Annotated in this window: 13 protein-coding genes and 2 pseudogenes; 6 read left to right on the top strand and 9 right to left on the bottom strand. The window is 56.2% G+C overall.

Going from position 1 to position 17,197, the window contains the following annotated elements:
- Window positions 1-115: 115 nt before the first annotated feature.
- The 3 genes from AB4Y79_RS01275 to AB4Y79_RS01265 form a co-directional block, all read right to left on the bottom strand.
- Window positions 116-259 (bottom strand): hypothetical protein, encoded by a 144-nt coding sequence (locus AB4Y79_RS01275; protein ID WP_441858035.1) that lies wholly within the window; start codon window positions 257-259, stop codon window positions 116-118.
- 187 nt (window positions 260-446) lie between these two features.
- Window positions 447-2,630 (bottom strand): acyltransferase family protein, encoded by a 2,184-nt coding sequence (locus AB4Y79_RS01270; RefSeq protein WP_441858033.1) that lies wholly within the window; start codon window positions 2,628-2,630, stop codon window positions 447-449.
- A gap of 175 nt (window positions 2,631-2,805) precedes the next feature.
- The gene (locus AB4Y79_RS01265) at window positions 2,806-3,633 is read right to left on the bottom strand and encodes an MBL fold metallo-hydrolase (RefSeq protein ID WP_441858031.1); all 828 of its coding nucleotides are present in this window, start codon (window positions 3,631-3,633) and stop codon (window positions 2,806-2,808) included.
- Between the two features lie 345 nt (window positions 3,634-3,978).
- Here AB4Y79_RS01265 and AB4Y79_RS01260 point away from each other — a divergent pair, with 345 nt between their 5' ends.
- From AB4Y79_RS01260 to AB4Y79_RS01250, 3 genes and pseudogenes are all read left to right on the top strand, one after another.
- A complete protein-coding gene (locus tag AB4Y79_RS01260; protein ID WP_441858301.1) occupies window positions 3,979-5,499 on the top strand; it encodes a polysaccharide biosynthesis tyrosine autokinase in 1,521 nt (506 codons plus the stop codon).
- A gap of 45 nt (window positions 5,500-5,544) precedes the next feature.
- Window positions 5,545-6,489, top strand: a complete 945-nt coding sequence (locus AB4Y79_RS01255) for an NAD-dependent epimerase/dehydratase family protein (protein WP_441858029.1) — start codon at window positions 5,545-5,547, stop codon at window positions 6,487-6,489.
- 358 nt (window positions 6,490-6,847) lie between these two features.
- Window positions 6,848-7,112: pseudogene (locus tag AB4Y79_RS01250) on the top strand (IS3 family transposase); the annotation flags it as partial.
- Window positions 7,113-7,153: 41 nt separating this feature from the next.
- On the opposite strand, the gene AB4Y79_RS01245 reads toward AB4Y79_RS01250, so the two are convergent.
- Entirely contained in the window at window positions 7,154-8,443 is a 1,290-nt protein-coding gene (locus tag AB4Y79_RS01245) for an ISL3 family transposase (RefSeq protein ID WP_441858027.1), read from the bottom strand.
- Between the two features lie 118 nt (window positions 8,444-8,561).
- Between AB4Y79_RS01245 and AB4Y79_RS01240 the strand changes: the two are divergent.
- Window positions 8,562-8,724: pseudogene (locus AB4Y79_RS01240) on the top strand (IS3 family transposase); the annotation flags it as partial.
- A 90-nt stretch (window positions 8,725-8,814) separates the two neighbouring features.
- Here the strand turns inward: AB4Y79_RS01240 and AB4Y79_RS01235 are convergent.
- The 5 genes from AB4Y79_RS01235 to AB4Y79_RS01215 all read right to left on the bottom strand — a co-directional run bounded on the left by AB4Y79_RS01235 (window position 8,815) and on the right by AB4Y79_RS01215 (window position 13,612).
- Window positions 8,815-9,960, bottom strand: coding sequence for a hypothetical protein (locus AB4Y79_RS01235; RefSeq protein WP_441858025.1), 1,146 nt, complete (start codon window positions 9,958-9,960; stop codon window positions 8,815-8,817).
- Between the two features lie 104 nt (window positions 9,961-10,064).
- A complete protein-coding gene (locus tag AB4Y79_RS01230; protein WP_441858024.1) occupies window positions 10,065-11,129 on the bottom strand; it encodes a hypothetical protein in 1,065 nt (354 codons plus the stop codon).
- Window positions 11,130-11,166: 37 nt separating this feature from the next.
- Window positions 11,167-11,715 (bottom strand): hypothetical protein, encoded by a 549-nt coding sequence (locus tag AB4Y79_RS01225; RefSeq protein WP_441858022.1) that lies wholly within the window; start codon window positions 11,713-11,715, stop codon window positions 11,167-11,169.
- On the bottom strand, window positions 11,661-12,761 hold the full coding sequence (locus tag AB4Y79_RS01220) for a glycosyltransferase (protein ID WP_441858020.1): 1,101 nt from the start codon (window positions 12,759-12,761) through the stop codon (window positions 11,661-11,663). Before AB4Y79_RS01220 ends, AB4Y79_RS01225 begins: the two co-directional genes overlap by 55 nt.
- Window positions 12,761-13,612 carry a glycosyltransferase family 2 protein gene (locus AB4Y79_RS01215; RefSeq protein WP_441858018.1) on the bottom strand — a complete coding sequence of 284 codons (852 nt, stop codon included), beginning with the start codon at window positions 13,610-13,612 and terminating at the stop codon, window positions 12,761-12,763. Before AB4Y79_RS01215 ends, AB4Y79_RS01220 begins: the two co-directional genes overlap by 1 nt.
- Window positions 13,613-14,252: 640 nt before the next feature.
- Between AB4Y79_RS01215 and AB4Y79_RS01210 the strand changes: the two genes are divergently transcribed.
- Both AB4Y79_RS01210 and AB4Y79_RS01205 read left to right on the top strand, forming a co-directional pair.
- Window positions 14,253-15,641: a sugar transferase gene (locus AB4Y79_RS01210; protein ID WP_441858017.1), complete on the top strand. Its 1,389-nt coding sequence runs from the start codon at window positions 14,253-14,255 to the stop codon at window positions 15,639-15,641.
- 64 nt (window positions 15,642-15,705) lie between these two features.
- Entirely contained in the window at window positions 15,706-17,019 is a 1,314-nt protein-coding gene (locus AB4Y79_RS01205) for a UDP-glucose dehydrogenase family protein (RefSeq protein WP_441858015.1), read from the top strand.
- Window positions 17,020-17,197 lie beyond the last annotated feature (178 nt).

Genomic DNA, 17,197 nt, shown 5'->3' with positions numbered 1-17,197 from the left:
TCCACCTTGGCGGGGCAGACTCAATTTACCCTGCGGTCTACCCTCAAGGTTGACTCAAGAACGGTGTTTGCGCAGGTCAGGGCTCATTTTGAGGCTCTGTGTGCGTGTGGCGCGCCTAGCGCTCCATCGCCATCAGGACCACCCCGATGGTGGCTACTGCCAGGGCGGCCAGGGCCACGTATGAGATGAACCGCAGCCTGCGCTGCCGTGCATCCTGCTTCGAATAGCGAACGTCGTAGCTTACCCCGTAGCGGCCCATGCGCTTAGGTTAGGGTGCCAACCTCAAGGTTGCCCGGCTGGTGCGACCGGACAAAGGCAACGATGCCGGCAGGAGGCTACTACCTTGCATCCGTCGTCGGCATGGCGTTCCCAAGCGCAACGCGTGGCACTCGCCCCACCCTAATATCGGCGCGGGCACGCTCGACATTACTAGCTAGGAATTGCGTCTAGCCCTGCGCTGGGCCCAATTTCAGCGTCTCCGCGATAACCCCGCTGAGTGACTTGGACATGACCGCAGTCAGGTGCCCAGTATCTGCGTACACGGGTGTCACGCCGATAAATGAAGGGCAGACGTTGTCCGCCGTGCAGAACCATGACTTGGTGGCGACAATTTCCGGTGCAGGTTTTGTGTTCACTGCAATCCCGGCCGCTTGGGTAGCTTTGGCGAGGTCGTCATAACGAGCATCAGCCGAGCCTGCGCAGTCAGAGGGCTTGCTGATTCGTGTCATGCACTCCTGCAGGTTCTTACCACCTGGCGGGGAATCGAGGACAACGATTCGGGTCGCCGCACCGTTAAGGGCGGTGAAGGTGTCCTCAGTGCCTTTCCGCCACTCGTCGACTGCGGCCCGTCCGGTGGCCCTGCTAGCGAGGGTTCCGCTGGCCCCGCGGGAACTAGTGAGAAATACGATATCTGGATGGATGTCTTTCACCTGGTCGATGGCCCACTGCCGGAATGGGTTGCATGACGGGTGCGCCGAACCATCGTCTTGAAGCATGGTCAGTGTTGCTGCGGGGCATTGCTGCATTGTGTAGATCACGACCTTGTAACCGAGTGGTTCAAGCGCTGCGCGAATGCCTGGCGCAAAGCTGACTGCCATCGAATCGCCCATGAGCACTGCAGTCTTGGTGGCACCGGCGGGGCCGTACGAGCATCTTTGGGCGTTCGCTATCGGATCCGGCTGAGAATTGCGCTCCATGGCGAGGCATCCGTCCTGCACCCACTCTGGAGCCTTTGCGGATGGGCCAAGGTCTTCCGGTTTCGGATTTAGTGCCGGCCATTCCGTCGCCGCCGAAGCTGCCTGCAGCTTCACAGAGAGCATGCTCGTTGCCGACGCAGTTGCCCCGCCAGAAGGCGCTATAGGCGACGGGATTGGCAAGGCTACGGCGGGCCGCTTCTGCAGTGTTGCGTCGTTCCACAGTGCCCAGCCGACCACGGCAAGCGTGATGGTTGCCAGCACCGCGAGATAAGGCAAAGGATTCAGCGTCAGCGGCTGCCTGTTTCTCTTCACGGATTTGGGTTCCAGCCAGGAAGATCTGCGGATTGGGTCCTCAAGCAGGTGGAACGAAACGGCCGAGAAAGCGAATACTGCGATAAGGAGTGAAAGGTCAGAAATCGGACCCTTGGGCAGCAGTTCGGCCACGAGGATTGCGAAGGGGAAATGCCACAGGTATAGCGAATAAGAAATGTCTCCGAAGTAGCGGGACAAACGGTTGGTGAGCGGGAATAGGAAGCGCTGCTCGCCGCCACAACCGGCGGCGATAACAAGGCCGGATGAAATGACCGGCAGAAACGCCCAAGGCCCGGGAAACGCACTTTCTGGAGTGATGGCAAAGAGCGAGACACCAATTCCGAGGAGCCCGACGTATGCCAGTACTGGCCGCGACCAGGCTGGAAGCTTCGACAACACGCCGGCTGCGATAGCGATTAGCGCGCCGAGACCAAGCTCCCAAGCGCGGGAGAAGGTTGAGAAGTAAGCCACGGTTGGGCTTGACGACGTCTCCCAAAGCGCCCAGCCGAAGGATGCTAGGACAATTCCTGCCATGACTAGCCCGAGAACGCGCCTTGCCCGAATTTCGGTCCAGCTGGCCCGGCTTGCCCACACCCCCAGAACCAGCACTATCAACCATGGCCACAGTACGTAGAACTGCTCTTCAACGGCCAGTGACCAGAAGTGCTGAAGTGGGGACACAGCCGCACCAGCATTCATGTAATCGGTACCCATGAGGGCGAAGTGCCAGTTGGCTGAGAACAGGGCAGCCCAGAGGGCGTCGTCACTGATCACATGAGCGCGTCCAGCATTCAGCAGCATCCAGGCTGCCCCAACTGTCACTAACAGCACGAGTACCGCCAGGGGCATGATGCGACGTACGCGGCGACGGTAGAAGTCCGGGAAGGAAATCCTCCCCTTGCGGGCATGCTCCTTGAGGAGAAGCCCCGTGATGAGAAAGCCTGAGATAACAAAGAAGATGTCCACCCCGACAAAGCCGCCGGACGGCCAGCTAAAGAAGTGATCGGAAATTACAGCCAGAACGGCCACCGCTCGCAACCCTTGGATATCGGCCCGGAAAGACCTCTTCTTCGGGGCAGTGTCGGTCGGCCTGCGCTTACGCGCAAGCAAAGATGTGGCCATGGTTTCCCCCAGTTGAGACCGACTGAATTCGGCTAATTGTACCTGCCGGCCAGGTGGCAAAAGGACCGGTTACGACCGCCCATGCACTTCCATGGCATGAATCGACGCCTATGCACTTTCCACCGGCCTCTTCTCAGTCGCGGCGCATCGTCGTCAATCCGCAAACCCGCAAACCCTACGGCTCTCGACTCCCTTCCCCGCGGCTCTCCTGCAAACGCTTGATGAACCAACGGGACTGTTCGGGCCCGTAGGGCAGCACAGGAATCGCCTTGGTGGCGTCGTTGGGGGTGTCGCGGATGGACTGGCGGGCCTGACGAACGGCGGTGGTCATGGTGTTCGCCATGGTTTTGACGAATTGGTCGCTGCAAGGCTGGCCGTGGCCCGGGATGAGGAATTCGTAGCGGTGACGTAGGGCGGAGATATGACGGAGCGCGTCGGCCCATTCCTCCGGATAGGAGTCCTCAAACGAGGGGTGAGCGCCCTGTTCCACAAGGTCACCTACATACAGAGTGGTGGCCGTTCCCACCAACAGATCACCATCGGTGTGGCCGCGGCCCAAGTAAAACAAGGTTGCTGTAACGCCACCGAGGTCCACTAGGACGGGCTGGTCTTTGACGATTGCGTTGGGGACCACGAGCTCGACGTTCTCACCTTCACCGGCGGACATCTCAGGTTCGAGTGTCCCAACGTGTCGGCGCTGTAGGTCACCACGCTGATCAATCTCCGAGGCACAATTCTGGTGCGCCCAGAATTCCGTGACCCCGGCTTCGGCGAAGACGGCGTTGCCGAAGAAGTGATCGAAGTGGGCATGGCTGTTAACGACGACGAGAGGCAGGTCCGTCTTCTCCCTAACCGCATCCAGAATCTCGCGTCCTTGACGGGGACCACACCCGGTGTCGACAACCATGGCACGGTCAGAGCCGACGATTAGGCCGGTATTCAGCAGGCATCCTTCAGTTACCAGTACATAGTTGTCCGTGCCGACTTCGAGCCATTTCGACATTGTTTCTCCGTGCCTCCCCGCAAACCAGTGTGCGTTCGTCTTGGTGACCGATTGTACCCATGTCGCACAGTACGCCCAGGATCCCGACCAACTCCACGGCGACCGAGCCACCGTACGCCTGCCGGGATGCTGCCTGAAGGGGAGAGGTATCGGATCAGGGTGAACGCTTAGTCGAAACTCTCAAACGGATACGAAATAGAGAACATACAGCGCGTCGGTCATAGACGATCTCTGCGGCCCCACACGTTTGGTCCGACGGGTAGTATTGGCTGGACCGCACGAATAATGCCGTTCTGGGTGGCATCCTTCTTGGGTGCCCCAGTATTCGACCAGGGGGACCCCAGTTTGGATTTACGCGACTACTTGCGCATCCTGCGCCGTAGCTGGATTCTTATAGTTTCGACCACGCTAGCTGGCCTACTCATTGCTGGTGCCGCTGGAGTCATAACAAAGCCGACCTATACCGCTAACACGCAGCTTTTTGTTGCAATCCAAAGCTCAGGGTCAGTTCAGGAACTTCAGCAAGGTAACACCTTCAGCCAGGCCCGAGTTCAGTCCTACGTCAAAACTGTTGGATCCCCGGTGGTACTGCAGCCAGCAATTGACGCACTTGGGCTGACCATAACGCCTGATGAACTAGCGCAACGAATCAAGGCTTCTACCGATCTAAATACAGTCCTCATTAACATATCTGTTTCGGATCAGTCGGCCGTTCAAGCTGCCGCAATTGCTCAAGCAACAGCAAACAGTCTGATAAAAGCCGTTGACACGCTCGAGAAGCCCAAAAATGGTGGAAGCAGCCCCGTTGCGCTTTCTGTAATAACTCCTGCGGTAGCGCCGTCCGAACCATCTGCCCCGAACGTAAAGCTCTACCTACTTCTCGGCCTACTACTGGGGCTCGGATTAGGAGTTTTCTCAAGCATACTGAGGTCCACACTCGACAATAGGATTAGGGGCGAAGCTGACTTGCGTCATGTTACAGACGCCCCACTCCTTGGCGGGATTGCTTTTGATCCTGATGCTGTAAAGAAGCCTCTTCTCACGCAGGCTGCACCCCAAAGCCCAAGAGCTGAATCTTTTAGGCAGCTGAGAACCAACCTACAATTCGCTAATATCTCGGGCCACGCAAAGACTGTACTCGTAACTTCATCTCTCCCCGGAGAAGGCAAAAGTACTTCCGCAACGAACCTAGCCATCGCTCTAGCGCAAGCCGGTCAAAGCGTCTGCCTCATCGACGCTGATCTCCGACGGCCAATGGTGAATGAATATCTCGGACTCGATCGCAATGCGGGGCTTACTACCGCGCTGGTTGGGGCAGCCGATGTGACGGAACTCTTGCAGCCGTGGGGGGATGACCATCTCTTTGTCCTGACATCAGGACAAATCCCGCCAAATCCGAGCGAACTTCTCGGCTCACAGGAAATGGGCCACCTCATTCGCCGCTTGGAACAAACTTTCGACACCTTAGTGATTGATGCACCTCCGCTGCTTCCCGTAACAGACGCCGCAGTGTTATCTCAGCATGTTGGTGGGGTAGTTCTGGTAGTCGGATCGAGCAAGCTAAAACAGCACGATCTTGAGAAGTCCATCAATGCTCTGAAGATGGTTGGCTCAAATGTTTTGGGCGTAGTGCTAAATCGGCTTCCCACCAAGGGACCAGATGCCTATTCGTACAGCTATTACAGTCATGAAGGAAAAAGTGCCAGACTGTCCTCAGAAAGCATGAGGCCAAGGTCAATTGATCGCGAATCAAATGATTCTGCAGACTTCTGGCAGTTTCAAACTGATGATTCGACGGGAACGTCTAACAGCCCAGCGCGGCGACCTGCTCGTTCATTTCCCTCATCTCAAGTAGACCTCGAATAAAGAATATATTCGACGAATTTTTCACATCACTCGCTAAGGACATCAATGAAAAGTCTTGTTACCGGCGCTGCCGGCTTTATCGGCAGCTCGATTGTTAGGCGACTTTTGGCTGAAGGTCATTCTGTTGTGGGGGTTGACTCCCTAACAGATTATTACGATCGCGACTTGAAGGTAGCAAATGTCAAAAAGAATGAAGATTCAAGATTTGAATTCTTGGAAAGCGATCTAAATGACATAGACCTTCCCGCAACCCTTGACGGCGTCAATTACGTCTTTCATCAGGCAGGTCAGCCAGGCGTGCGCAAATCGTGGGGGACTGATTTCGAGATCTACACTCGTGAAAACATCCAGGCAACCCAAAGACTGCTGGAAGCGGCTAAAGGTTCCGACTCGCTTGAGCGATTAGTGTATGCCTCCTCATCATCTGTCTACGGGAACGCAGAGCGCTACCCAACGGAGGAGAGCGACCGCCCCCAACCCGTTAGCCCCTACGGAGTAACAAAACTGGCGGCCGAGCACCTCTGTTCGCTCTACGCCAGCAATTTTGGAGTTCCAACCACTTCCCTGCGTTATTTCACTGTTTACGGCCCCGGTCAGCGCCCGGATATGGCGTTCACCCGATTCCTAAGGGCAGCAGTGCAGGAGCAAGAGCTCCCGCTCTATGGAACCGGCGAGCAGATCCGCGACTTCACTTTCATCGATGATGTCGTGGAGGCAAACATTCGCGCGTCGATGACGGAGTCTGCCGCAGGGAGCGTCTACAACGTTGCTGGCGGTAGCAACGTTTCAATGAATGACGTCTTGGACATAATCGACTCGCTCGTCGATTCACCGCTTCGCGTCAATCGTTCCGAAGCGGTAGCAGGAGATGTATGGCGCACTGGGGGCTCCACGGCCAGAATAGCGTCCGAGCTATCCTGGTCGCCAAAAGTGCGCATTGAGGACGGGATAGCCGCCCAGCTGGCATGGGTGCAGGGAACACTCAAGTAAGCCGAAGTATCCCGTAGTTGCATACGCAAAGGGACCAAGCCGGTTTGTTACGGCTTCGGCACGGGCTTACCGCCTTGTTGTTACGGCTTCGGCACAGGCTTACCGCCTTGGTCTAGTTTTAGGGGGCCTCAGTGGGTGATTGGCTCTGCGACAACTGAGCCAATCACCCCGGGCAACCATGACAACGCGGAGCGTAGCGTCATCAATTTACCCACCTCAAGCAGGGCTTTGTAGCCTGTTCGCTCGCGTGCAACTGAGCACTTAAGTCGTTGTCCAAGTTTCTATTTGACGTGTCGTCCGACGATCACATGCGCGGCAATTCCCGCTGGCCGCTTGCTAAGTCAGAGGCCAAGGCTTTGGGCAGGTGTTCTCGAAGAAGCGTGGCCAGAACCGCAAACCAGGAACGTCCGTCCATGACGGCCTGGTCGAGCGGGACTTCACCGCCACCGCGCGGAACGAACTGTGGCTGACGGACATCACCGAACACCCCACCGCAGACGAAGCTCTAACTCTGCGCGGTGAAGGTCGTCTGCTCCGGAAGGATCGCAGGTCACTCGATGGACTCGCGGATGAAGTTCTCCCCTACCGTCGCGGGGCTGGAGAACGCGATGCGCTCAAGCCGGCTCTTCACGGTTCGTGGGGAAATGGATCCCTGGAATGAGCGTCATGCCGCCGTCCGGACGGCACTTCTCAAGAGAATAACCGATTTGTAATTGTCTGGGTTGCGGTATCCGCGGGCGGTGCGTTTGATGCGCTTGATTGCCGTGTTGTTGGCCTCGACCTTTGCGGTTGTGGCGCCGGTAATGATCAGCACTTCGATCTCTTTACACCACCTGCAAACGGTGCGGTAGAGCCTGTTCGTCTCCGGCCTGGCGGCTGCCTTGACCAGGTCCTCGAGTACCTTCTTGGCCGTCGCGGCGTCTTTCAGGGAGCCCATGCGCAGCAGGGCCCGAAGCTGTTCCTTGACCTTCCAGACCGCTTGGAGTGTTCCGGTCGAATCATCAGCTGCGAAGACTTCCTCTAATCGGAGGGCGGCCCGGCAGCTCAGTGTGTCACTACCTCCAAGCAGGAGCATGCGGTGCGCCCAGGCCTTGTCCATGGCCCTGCCGCAGCGGCCCTTGACCTGCTGGGAGAGGTTCTGTCGGGTCTCCGTCATTGCCTGGTTAGCCAGCCAGCTCAGATGGAAATGATCGACCGCGACAGCGGTCCGTGGCAGCCACATCCGCAACGCCTTCCTGAACGCTGCGGACGGGTCGATCGCGACGACCTGCACGGCCGGCCGCCACTCCAAGGGCCGGGCGAACAACCAGTCCCCGACCCCTTTATGGTCGCGGCCGTCGACAACGCCGAGGACCTGTCCGGTGTCCAGATTCACGATGGTTGTCATCCATGGCTCGAATCGTGTCCACGCCTTCGTGGACGGGTCCTGAAAGTAGCGCACGGACCGGAACCGATGTTCATCAATGCCCAGCAACCGAGGGCTGAGCGAATCCACGTCGGGCAGCCGCAGCAGGCAGGCCTCGGTCACCGCGGCCCGGACCATCCACCAGGACACGGCGAACCCTGCAGCGGTCTCGGACACGGCCCTGCCGGAGCGGATGACCGCGTCCACGAGCTGGTCCCGCAGCCGGCTCGTCGAGCGGGCATGGCGCGGCACCTGCGGCGTGGATTCGAAGAACGACAGCCGGTCGCATGCTGGCTCTTGGCAATACCAGCGGTACTTGGACCACAGCACATCCACCGGGCCGGCGACGGGAATATCGCGGAGTCGCTGAAGCCGGCGCTCCTTCCGCCGGGATGCGATGACCCCGCAGCTCGGGCAGCCCGGCGGCTGGTCAGTTTCAATAACGACCCGCCGCCGGCCGGCAGTGACGGAGGTGGAAATGACGTGGTAGTCGGGCAGGTTGAAGAGGATGGTGGCAGCGTCGGCTGCGACCCCGGTAGGCTCGATCAAGGCTCGTGGTCCTGTTCCAGGTTGAATGCTAGACACACTCATCCCAGCAGGGCCACGGGCCCCCTTGTCTTCAACGACACGAACTCAATTCCCCACGAACCGTGAAGAGCCCTCAAGCCGCCCAGCCGCTACAGTCGTGCATTCAGACCGCCGGTCCCAAGCCGGTCCCGCAGATTCGTTGAGTCACTCCGGCACCACGGGCTCACCGGCTCCATAGGCGGGTCGGTGCGTGCGCAGGCAATGCCGCGATGAAATCGTTCTTCTCACTGCTGCAAAAGAACCGCACGCGACTAGGTGGAAGGGGTTCGGCTGTGCAGGTAGCAGCAACATGTTAAACGTTGCGCCTACCTTGGGAAGGGCTCTAGACCTACCTATCCAATTTTGGGGTTGGAATGGGCTGGCGATGCTTTTTTACACACGATCCACCAGACTAGAACGGCGGATATGGCTGGAACCACTACATTCGTCAAATCGCCCCGTAGAAGATTCAAGCCACGTATAACCAGAATCAAGCCGACCATCCAAACGATATGGTCACTTGACCTAAGGAATAGCGAGCAAACTCTGAGTAACACCAGCATCAACAGCGCCGCCACCAAAGGGGCGGCCCAACCGACATTGATATATGCCTCCCCCAGTAGACCAGCGGTCGTCTCGGCACCAGTGAGAAAGTAGCGCTCAGGCGTCAAGACCTCACTACTTACTACATTTCCTGGAAGAGGCTTCGCCGACCATACATTCCTTGGGATGAAAGAAGCGACGGAAGCCATATACGTGGACCCTTCTGCCACTCCCCCTGCCTGCGACTCAATAAGGTCCACGAGAACGTCGGCCTGGCTCACATCGGTCCCGTCCAAGACCGAGCTTGTTTCAACCAAGCCTCTAGTACTCGCCAAGTACAAGCTGCCACCGAGCAGTGGAATAGCAATCACCGACACGACTACTACGAGTCGCTGAAAGTCACGTTTTACAGATTTTTTGGAAGCCAAAATTCGCTTCCAGAAATAGGCCAACGCTGGGATCACGGCGCCAAGGAACAGACCGGAACGACTTCCCATGAGCGCCGTAACAACGAGCAAGGCACCCGATGTGAGCCAATAAGCAAAAGCAAGCGTCCCCCGCGTCGCGGCCGCACTTGCCACACCGAGGGCTACCAAGACCGGCAAAACAAAGTAACCGAGTAGAATTAAAAAATTGTCGGAAAATACTGACTGGCGTAATTCCAGCGTAGCCGAAATTCCAACGCTGAGAATCTTAAGAAAAACCACACCGCCAAAAATTGACGCTAACAGCAAATACGGCAAGAAATGTATGCGAGGGCCGACAGTTTGCGCTTCTTCCCCAATGACCGGCAGGGCACCCTTGGATGCAAACTCTGCCCCGAGCGAAAACAGGATCCAGGTTCCTACGACAAGAACAATGGCTAAAGAGATCGAAGCGTCACTTGCCGTCCTCAGACCGATAGATGCTGCAATGTACGTGGATCCCGAAAAGGATACGTTCAGAACATCTATCATGTATATGACTATATATGCAACTCCAAATAACGCAGTAGCATACATTGATTTCCTGAACCAACTGATGCACTGCAATAGGGCTAGAATAGTAACAAAGCCCAAAACTAATTGAAGGAATTGCATGCACGTCTCCGTTGGGTAAAAATCAAGAAAATCGTGATCGAGCCAATTGCTGTGCTTTCAACTACCATTGCAAGGCGGGGGTCAGCGCCAGAGATCAGTAGACCTGACAAGGCGGACGCACCTATCACACCTGCAATATAGGGCGCCCAACTGAGGTCCAAGACGTGTGCAAAGCCCGAGATCGACCCTACGAACGCCGCCAGAAGCGAGCATCCCAACACGGACGGTACAACTGGCAAAGCCGGCAACACGACGAGTGAAGCCACGACTACTACAGCCCAGCAACAAATTGTGAGGACGGCGAACCGTTCGACAAGGAAGTGGGTCCTTGACCTCCATTTGCGTCGGTCCGAAAAGACCACTTGGATTAGCACAAATCCAACGAGCCCTTGAACGGCACCATAGATGACCAGCGCATAGTGCCACAACAAGAAATCAGCAGTCGACGACACTGCTGTCCGCACCCAGTTCACGTCATTTCGATAATATAGAGACGCCACTAGCCCCAAAGCGATTGACGCAGCGGCCCCTTTGCTTAGCAGTCCTGGCTCCCCGTACCCCAATCGGCGCCGCCCCACCCTTGGCCGATAATAGATCATGACTGTGACGGCTATCGTCATCACGAGCGGCGAGGCGGAAGTGAAGAGTCTCTCGGATAGCGCTGCTAGGGTGGCTGCAATAACAAGGCCTATAGACCTGAGCGCCTGAAACAACTGGAAATCGGTGCCGCCTTTGCCCGTAAGAATAAGTAGCGAGGACTGGCCCATGACAAGTCCCAGTAGTGCACCAGATATGGTCGCAAATACTGCGTCGACGACCGAGCCAAGCTCTGTCAGGAGCTCACAAACGGTGAAGAACACAGCCGTAGACGCCAACACCCATGTCCTACCAAGGTACGACGATGCCAGATTTCGACCGACCTGCACGACACTTGATTGGGCAGCCTGCATCCCAACTATGAGAGCGGCCACGTGCAGGAGCAGCTCGGAACCAGCCCCCAATAACGCCGGAATAACGAGGACAAGCGACATGCCGGCAAAGGTCATGCCCGCGAATGCGAGACCCTTTACTCTTCCGGCGAACCTACGCAGACCGAACCACATCAAAACTAGACACCGATTTGGTGACGACACAGTTAGCACCAATCGTTGCGCCGTCCCCAATAATCAACCCACCAGCAACGACGGCACCGCTGTAGAGAGTGACATTATTGCCTACAACTGGATATTGGCCGCTTCGCGAAGAGCCGACTGTAACATTTTGGAAGATTCGAGCGTTTGCCCCAATTACAGCACCCCGACCCACGACTATTCCTGTGGGATGAGGTAATTCTATTGCCCCCTCAAATCGAGCACCAGAAGCGATATCACTAGCAAAGAAAGTCAGGGTAAGCCATCTAAAAAATATGTGAGCAATACCTGACGAATTCGCACTAAGACGGAATAATGCCGATGCAATAAGTGAGGGATTGAGAAATGCAGATATTTTTATTACTCGGCTAGGCCTATTTCGGTTGGAGTTGAGGTAATGAAAGTCTCGGTCTGCGGCCCAACTCTCTGCAATCACCCCAAAGGCATTCACAGAGGAGCTCCCAGAACTTCTCTGTAGGAAGCCGCCAGCTCTGCTGAACATACTCGCCACTGCCGATCTGGAGCACCGTTGACCTGGGTCGCGGACTGATAAAGCTCCACAAGCCTGCGGGGCGCGTCTTCCCCCAACAGCTCTAGGGGGTCGAAACGTTTGACATCCCCCCCCAGCGCGTCCTCCAAGTAACTGTGTCGAGTGGAAATAATCCGCAGTCCAGCACATGCCGCTTCAACATCCGCTTGGGATACGACTTCAAACCACGCTGGATTTATGTACGCTTCCGACCTTTGGATAGTGGAAAGTATCGCGCCGTGGTCCTGTTGACCTAGGTACTCGAGATTGTCGTGCTGATCTACCAACGTGAGAAATTCCTGTGCGTAGCCAGGGTGGTTATCATTGAGTGCGCCAACAAACACTGTCTTGAGATCCGTTTGTCCAGCGACCTTGGCCAGCAGCAACGAGTTCTTGCGGGGTTCTATCCTGCCGACACTCACCAAGTTGTAGTCCGGAGGCGTAGAGGTCTTTGGGGTTGAAGAAGACGAAAACGAGAAGCCATTTCTAACGATCCTGTGCGGTGTACCGCTCTGGAAATCTCGAGCGATGGCATCTGACTCACCAGCTGCCATTGGGTATATGGCAGCTGCGTCTCTCACGAGTTTCCATTGAAGCGACCTATACGTTCCCGGAACGACTGCCGCGCGAAGGTTTTTTTGCTTCAGAAGCTTAACCTGCTCCCGGAGTCCAATTCCCGTCTCTGCTCCAATTCCCAAACGCCTTAACTGGGAATAAAACCGGTCTGAACCGAACTCATACATTGACTCCATTCCGGCAAATGGGTGACGGATTGTGGATATGACGAATGGGCGTCCGGTCTTCTTCGCCACCTGCGAATACCGCAAGTTCTCCCTCGGCGTGTCCAAATTCATTAAGTGGACAATGTCGGATTTCGTCGCCGCTAGTTCCCGAGGTGAAGTCACGACTTCTGACTCCCAGCCTTCTTCTCGCAGACCTTCTTGATACCGCGCCACTTTTTTGCTGTCGCCACCTGGTTTGTCATAGGCATCAGCTCGGAGAGCGAACACAACCTTCATTACTTCGTCTCCGTTCCCGAGAAAGTCGCACTGGGCTTGTAGGGCGTACCACTCAAAGTGAAGCTCTTGAGATTCCGGTTCCCTGGACTTGCCGTGTATAGCAGACGGGGTTCCCGACTATAGAACCTTAAGCCTGAAGCTATTTCGCGCTTCCAAGGACCAAATGAGAAATGCTTTGTAGCACGGGCCCACGAGTGTTTCCAGGTGACATCCCCGCAAAGTAGGACAGGAATGCCATGACGCCATGCCCGCAAGGATATGTCTTTGTCCTCATAGTAAAGGAAGTAGCTTTCGTCCCATCCTCTCAGCGCTACAAAGGAGGCCGCGGAACCAGCGATCACAGCCCCGATTAGCCATGCAACGTACTTAGTCTCACCTTCATTGGCCAAGACCTGATAGGTGGAACCCGTGTTTGAGTTAAGCCGATTTCGTATTTTACTCGAGAGACTCGGCGCGCCTCGCCCATTGGGCTGCTTGCTGCCATCAGGGTTCAGAAGTTGCGGCGAAACCAGGCCCCCACTCTCATTGATCAAGAGCTCAAGGTCCTGCAAGCTTTCCCAGCCCACAACGACATCGGGATTGACGAAGGCGACATACTCGCCTAGCGATTCGCGCAAGCCTATGTTATTGGCAGCGGAGAAACCAGCGTTCTTTTCCAGCTCAATGACGCGAGCACCCAAGTCTTTGGCCGTTGCCACGCTTGAATCCGTAGAACAGTTATCCACGACGATCCACTCGACGCCAGCCGGGATGTCTGTCTGCCAGTGTTGCTCAAGAACTTCCGCGCTGTTATACGAGACCGTAATAATCGACCAACGGATGTCCTCGTCCCGACCTTTGACCACCCTCATTACCCCTAACTTCCTCGATCGCCGCGACAAAGCTCGCAGCTCAGTTTGGGGTCTGATCGTCAGCAGCTACAACGACAGATACACGCCCCCCGGTGAACGCTCATGCTGCCCAATTAGTGTACCTAGGCACACCCCATGTCACGCTCATCGATTTCTTGGCACTCACGGGGTATGCGAGGCGTTGGCGGTCTGCCCTTCGTTACGCGCTGGAGCACACGCTGCGACGTGGATGAGAGCAACTTCCTCCCGTCTGCAACATTCAGTCAAATTAAGCGACCCGACTGTGACGCAGGTACGCTTCAAATCAGCTGAGGACCGTCCTCCGCGATAGCATCTGGTCCTGTCGCTGGCGGCAGCTACAATTAGATTCGCCATACCCGCGCCGACGACGGCTCGAGGCCTGGGATTCCGTCTTATTTTCTTGTATGTACATCGAACCATGCAGTGATGAGCCGTAATGTCCAGTCAACGGTTTCGAAACAGAGTCTGTGGACAATTCATAGAAGCTTGGGTTGGTTGCAATTCCATGGGGGGAAATACTGTGTGGGGCACTCAACGGATCGCTACGCGTGGGGCAGAAGTAATCGAGCCTAGATCGGAGCGCAGCTGGCGAAGAAGGTACGCTATACGGCTGCAGGTAGTGGACGCACTAGTTGTGCTCTGGGCTGTTGCTGGCGCATTTGGTGTTCGTTTTGGCTTCTCTGACATCAGCAACGGTGACGTTCGGGATGCCGACTATCTGGTCCTCGCGGCAGTGCTGGCCGTTGCATGGTGGCTCATGTTATGGCTTTGGGGATCCAGAGAAGCCAAAGTCCTCGGCTCCGGCTCGGAAGAATATAAACGCGTTCTGGCTGCCTCAATGTGGCTGTTCGGTTTCGTTGCAATTTTTTCCTACGCCCTCCGGATCGACACTGCTCGGGGATTCGTCGGGTTGGCTTTTCCGGCAGGCGCCTTGGGCTTGTTAGCCGGTCGCTGGCTTGTTCGACAACACCTCAGCCTTGAAAGGAGCCGCGGCAGAAGCACGTCGCGAGTACTCATCATCGGCGGCCCGCATTCAGCCGCGCACCTAAGTTTGTCGCTCAAGAGTGCACCTTCGGCAGGCTACTTGCCCATCGCCGCGCACCTACCAGGGGCAGGAACGGGCTGGGAGAGAGACGCCCAACTCTCCGTCCCTGTTACGGGCACTGAAGCCGATTTCGATTCAATACTCGCGGTGATTCTTGCAAGCGAAGTTGACGCGGTCGCGGTATCTGCTGGCGTCAATATGCATCCCAAGGATCTTCGACGTTTGGGATGGGAACTCGCAGCACGAGACATTGGCATGATACTGGCGCCCGCTCTGACCGACATCGCAGGTCCACGGATCCATACTCAACCGGTTGCGGGATTGCCGTTGATTCACGTTTCGACGCCCAAGCTCACAGGAGGTAAGAAAGTTGCCAAGAGGGCCTTTGATGTTGCGGTAGCCGGGTTATTGGTTGCAGCTCTGTCCCCAGTTTTCCTACTTCTGGGTGTTCTGGTCCGTCTGACCGATCCAGGCCCGGTGTTCTACCGGCAAGAGAGAATTGGACTGCGGGGGACGACATTCAATATGCTCAAATTTCGTTCAATGAAGGTTGATGCCGACGCCCAGCTTCAGGCGCTACTGGACGCCCAGGGAACAGCCGATAAGCCTCTGTTTAAAGTCGAGAATGATCCTCGCATCACGCCTCTTGGTAGGATCCTACGAAAATTCTCGCTGGATGAACTCCCGCAGCTGCTAAATGTCCTTGGTGGCAGCATGAGCCTCGTGGGTCCGAGGCCACAGCGAGCAGGCGAGGTCGCCCTCTATGACGACGCAGCGCAGCGTCGATTGTATGTCAGCCCAGGAATGAGTGGCTTGTGGCAAGTCAGCGGGCGGTCAAACCTGAGTTGGGAAGAGAGCATACGCCTTGACCTCTATTACGTCGAGAATTGGTCGCTTATGGGTGACATTGTGATTCTCTTCAAGACCTTCCGAGCTGTCTTTGCCAGTGACGGCGCCGTTTGATGACTGAATAACACTCTTTAGCTGTATAGCGAAACAATAATTCTTTCTGGGGAAGGTAGTTGAAATGCGTATTTCTGTAATAGGTTGCGGGTATTTGGGTGCAGTTCATGCGGCATGCATGGCAAAGCTTGGCCATGAGGTCGTAGGCATTGATGTAGACGAACGTAAGGTAGCAGAACTTTCAAAGGCCGCAGCTCCCTTCTACGAGCCAGGTTTAGATGACTTGCTCCGAGATGTACAGGAAACAGGCAGACTCTCGTTCACCACGGACATGTCTGCCGCTGCCGGCAACGATATCCATTTCATATGCGTTGGCACACCTCAGAAGAAGGGGGAAAACGCTGCAGACATGAGTTTCGTTGACTCAGCTGTGACCGCTCTTCTACCGCACGTTGCCGCAGGAAATCTCGTCGTGGGTAAGTCAACCGTTCCAGTTGGAACCGCTGCTCGACTTGAAGGCCTGCTTGAGGCAAGTGAGCCAACGGCCCACTTGGTTTGGAATCCTGAGTTTCTCCGTGAAGGACATGCCGTTCAGGACACGCTTAGTCCGGATCGTCTCGTCTACGGCGTCAAAAGTGGTGAGGAGGAACACGTTGCTGTGGCCATCCTGGACGACGTTTACGCTGGGCCAATTGCTGATGGCACGCCTCGTCTGGTCACTGACCATGCAACGGCCGAGCTCGTTAAGGCGGCGGCCAACTCCTTCCTCGCAACCAAGATCTCCTTCATCAACGCAATGGCTGAAGTTTGCGAAGCTTCTGGCGCCGACGTCACACGGCTGGCTGATGCAATAGGCCTCGATGACCGTATCGGACGTAAGTTTCTTCACGCCGGCATTGGATTCGGGGGAGGATGTCTGCCTAAAGATATCAGGGCCTTTATGGCGCGCGCAGGTGAGCTTGGCGCAGACCAAGCCCTAACGTTCCTGCGCGAGGTCGACGCAATTAACATGCGACGAAGGACACGAGTAGTCGAGCTCACGAGAGAACTCATGGGCGGCATGCTCTTGGGTAAACGCATCACAGTTTTGGGCGCTGCTTTCAAACCAGAGAGCGACGACGTACGAGATTCCCCAGCGCTCAGCATCGCCGCGCAACTCCAACTGCAAGGTGCTGTCGTAACAGTTACAGACCCGAAGGCTCTTCCGAACGCGGCGCGACGATTTCCTGAACTGCAGTACGAACCAGAATTGAGCAAGGCGGTCGCCAAAGCCGACGCTTTACTTCTACTAACAGAGTGGGAAGAATTCCGTCGTCTCGACCCTTATGAACTTGCCGTGTCCGTCGCCTCTCCGCGCATTTTAGACGGACGAAACGTCTTGGATGCAGGTAAGTGGAGAGCTGCTGGTTGGACTTACCGTGGTCTGGGCCGTCCCTGAACATGTCCCAGAAGGTACCTGAATCCTCCGCGCTATTCGCAGACTCAACCTCCTCCCCTTGGCTAGGAATACGATTCCGCAGAATCCTGAAGATTGGACTCCCGGTCTTCCTACTCATTGCGATCCTCGGTCTTGCTGCCATTTGGTTGGGTTATAAAGCCACCACCATCAAGTCCGA

It is taken from the genome of Pseudarthrobacter sp. YAF2 (assembly GCF_052113345.1).
Taxonomy (GTDB): Bacteria; Actinomycetota; Actinomycetes; order Actinomycetales; family Micrococcaceae; genus Arthrobacter.
The sequence above is the reverse complement of the archived record's forward strand: the minus strand, read 5'-3'. Positions and strand labels throughout refer to the sequence as shown.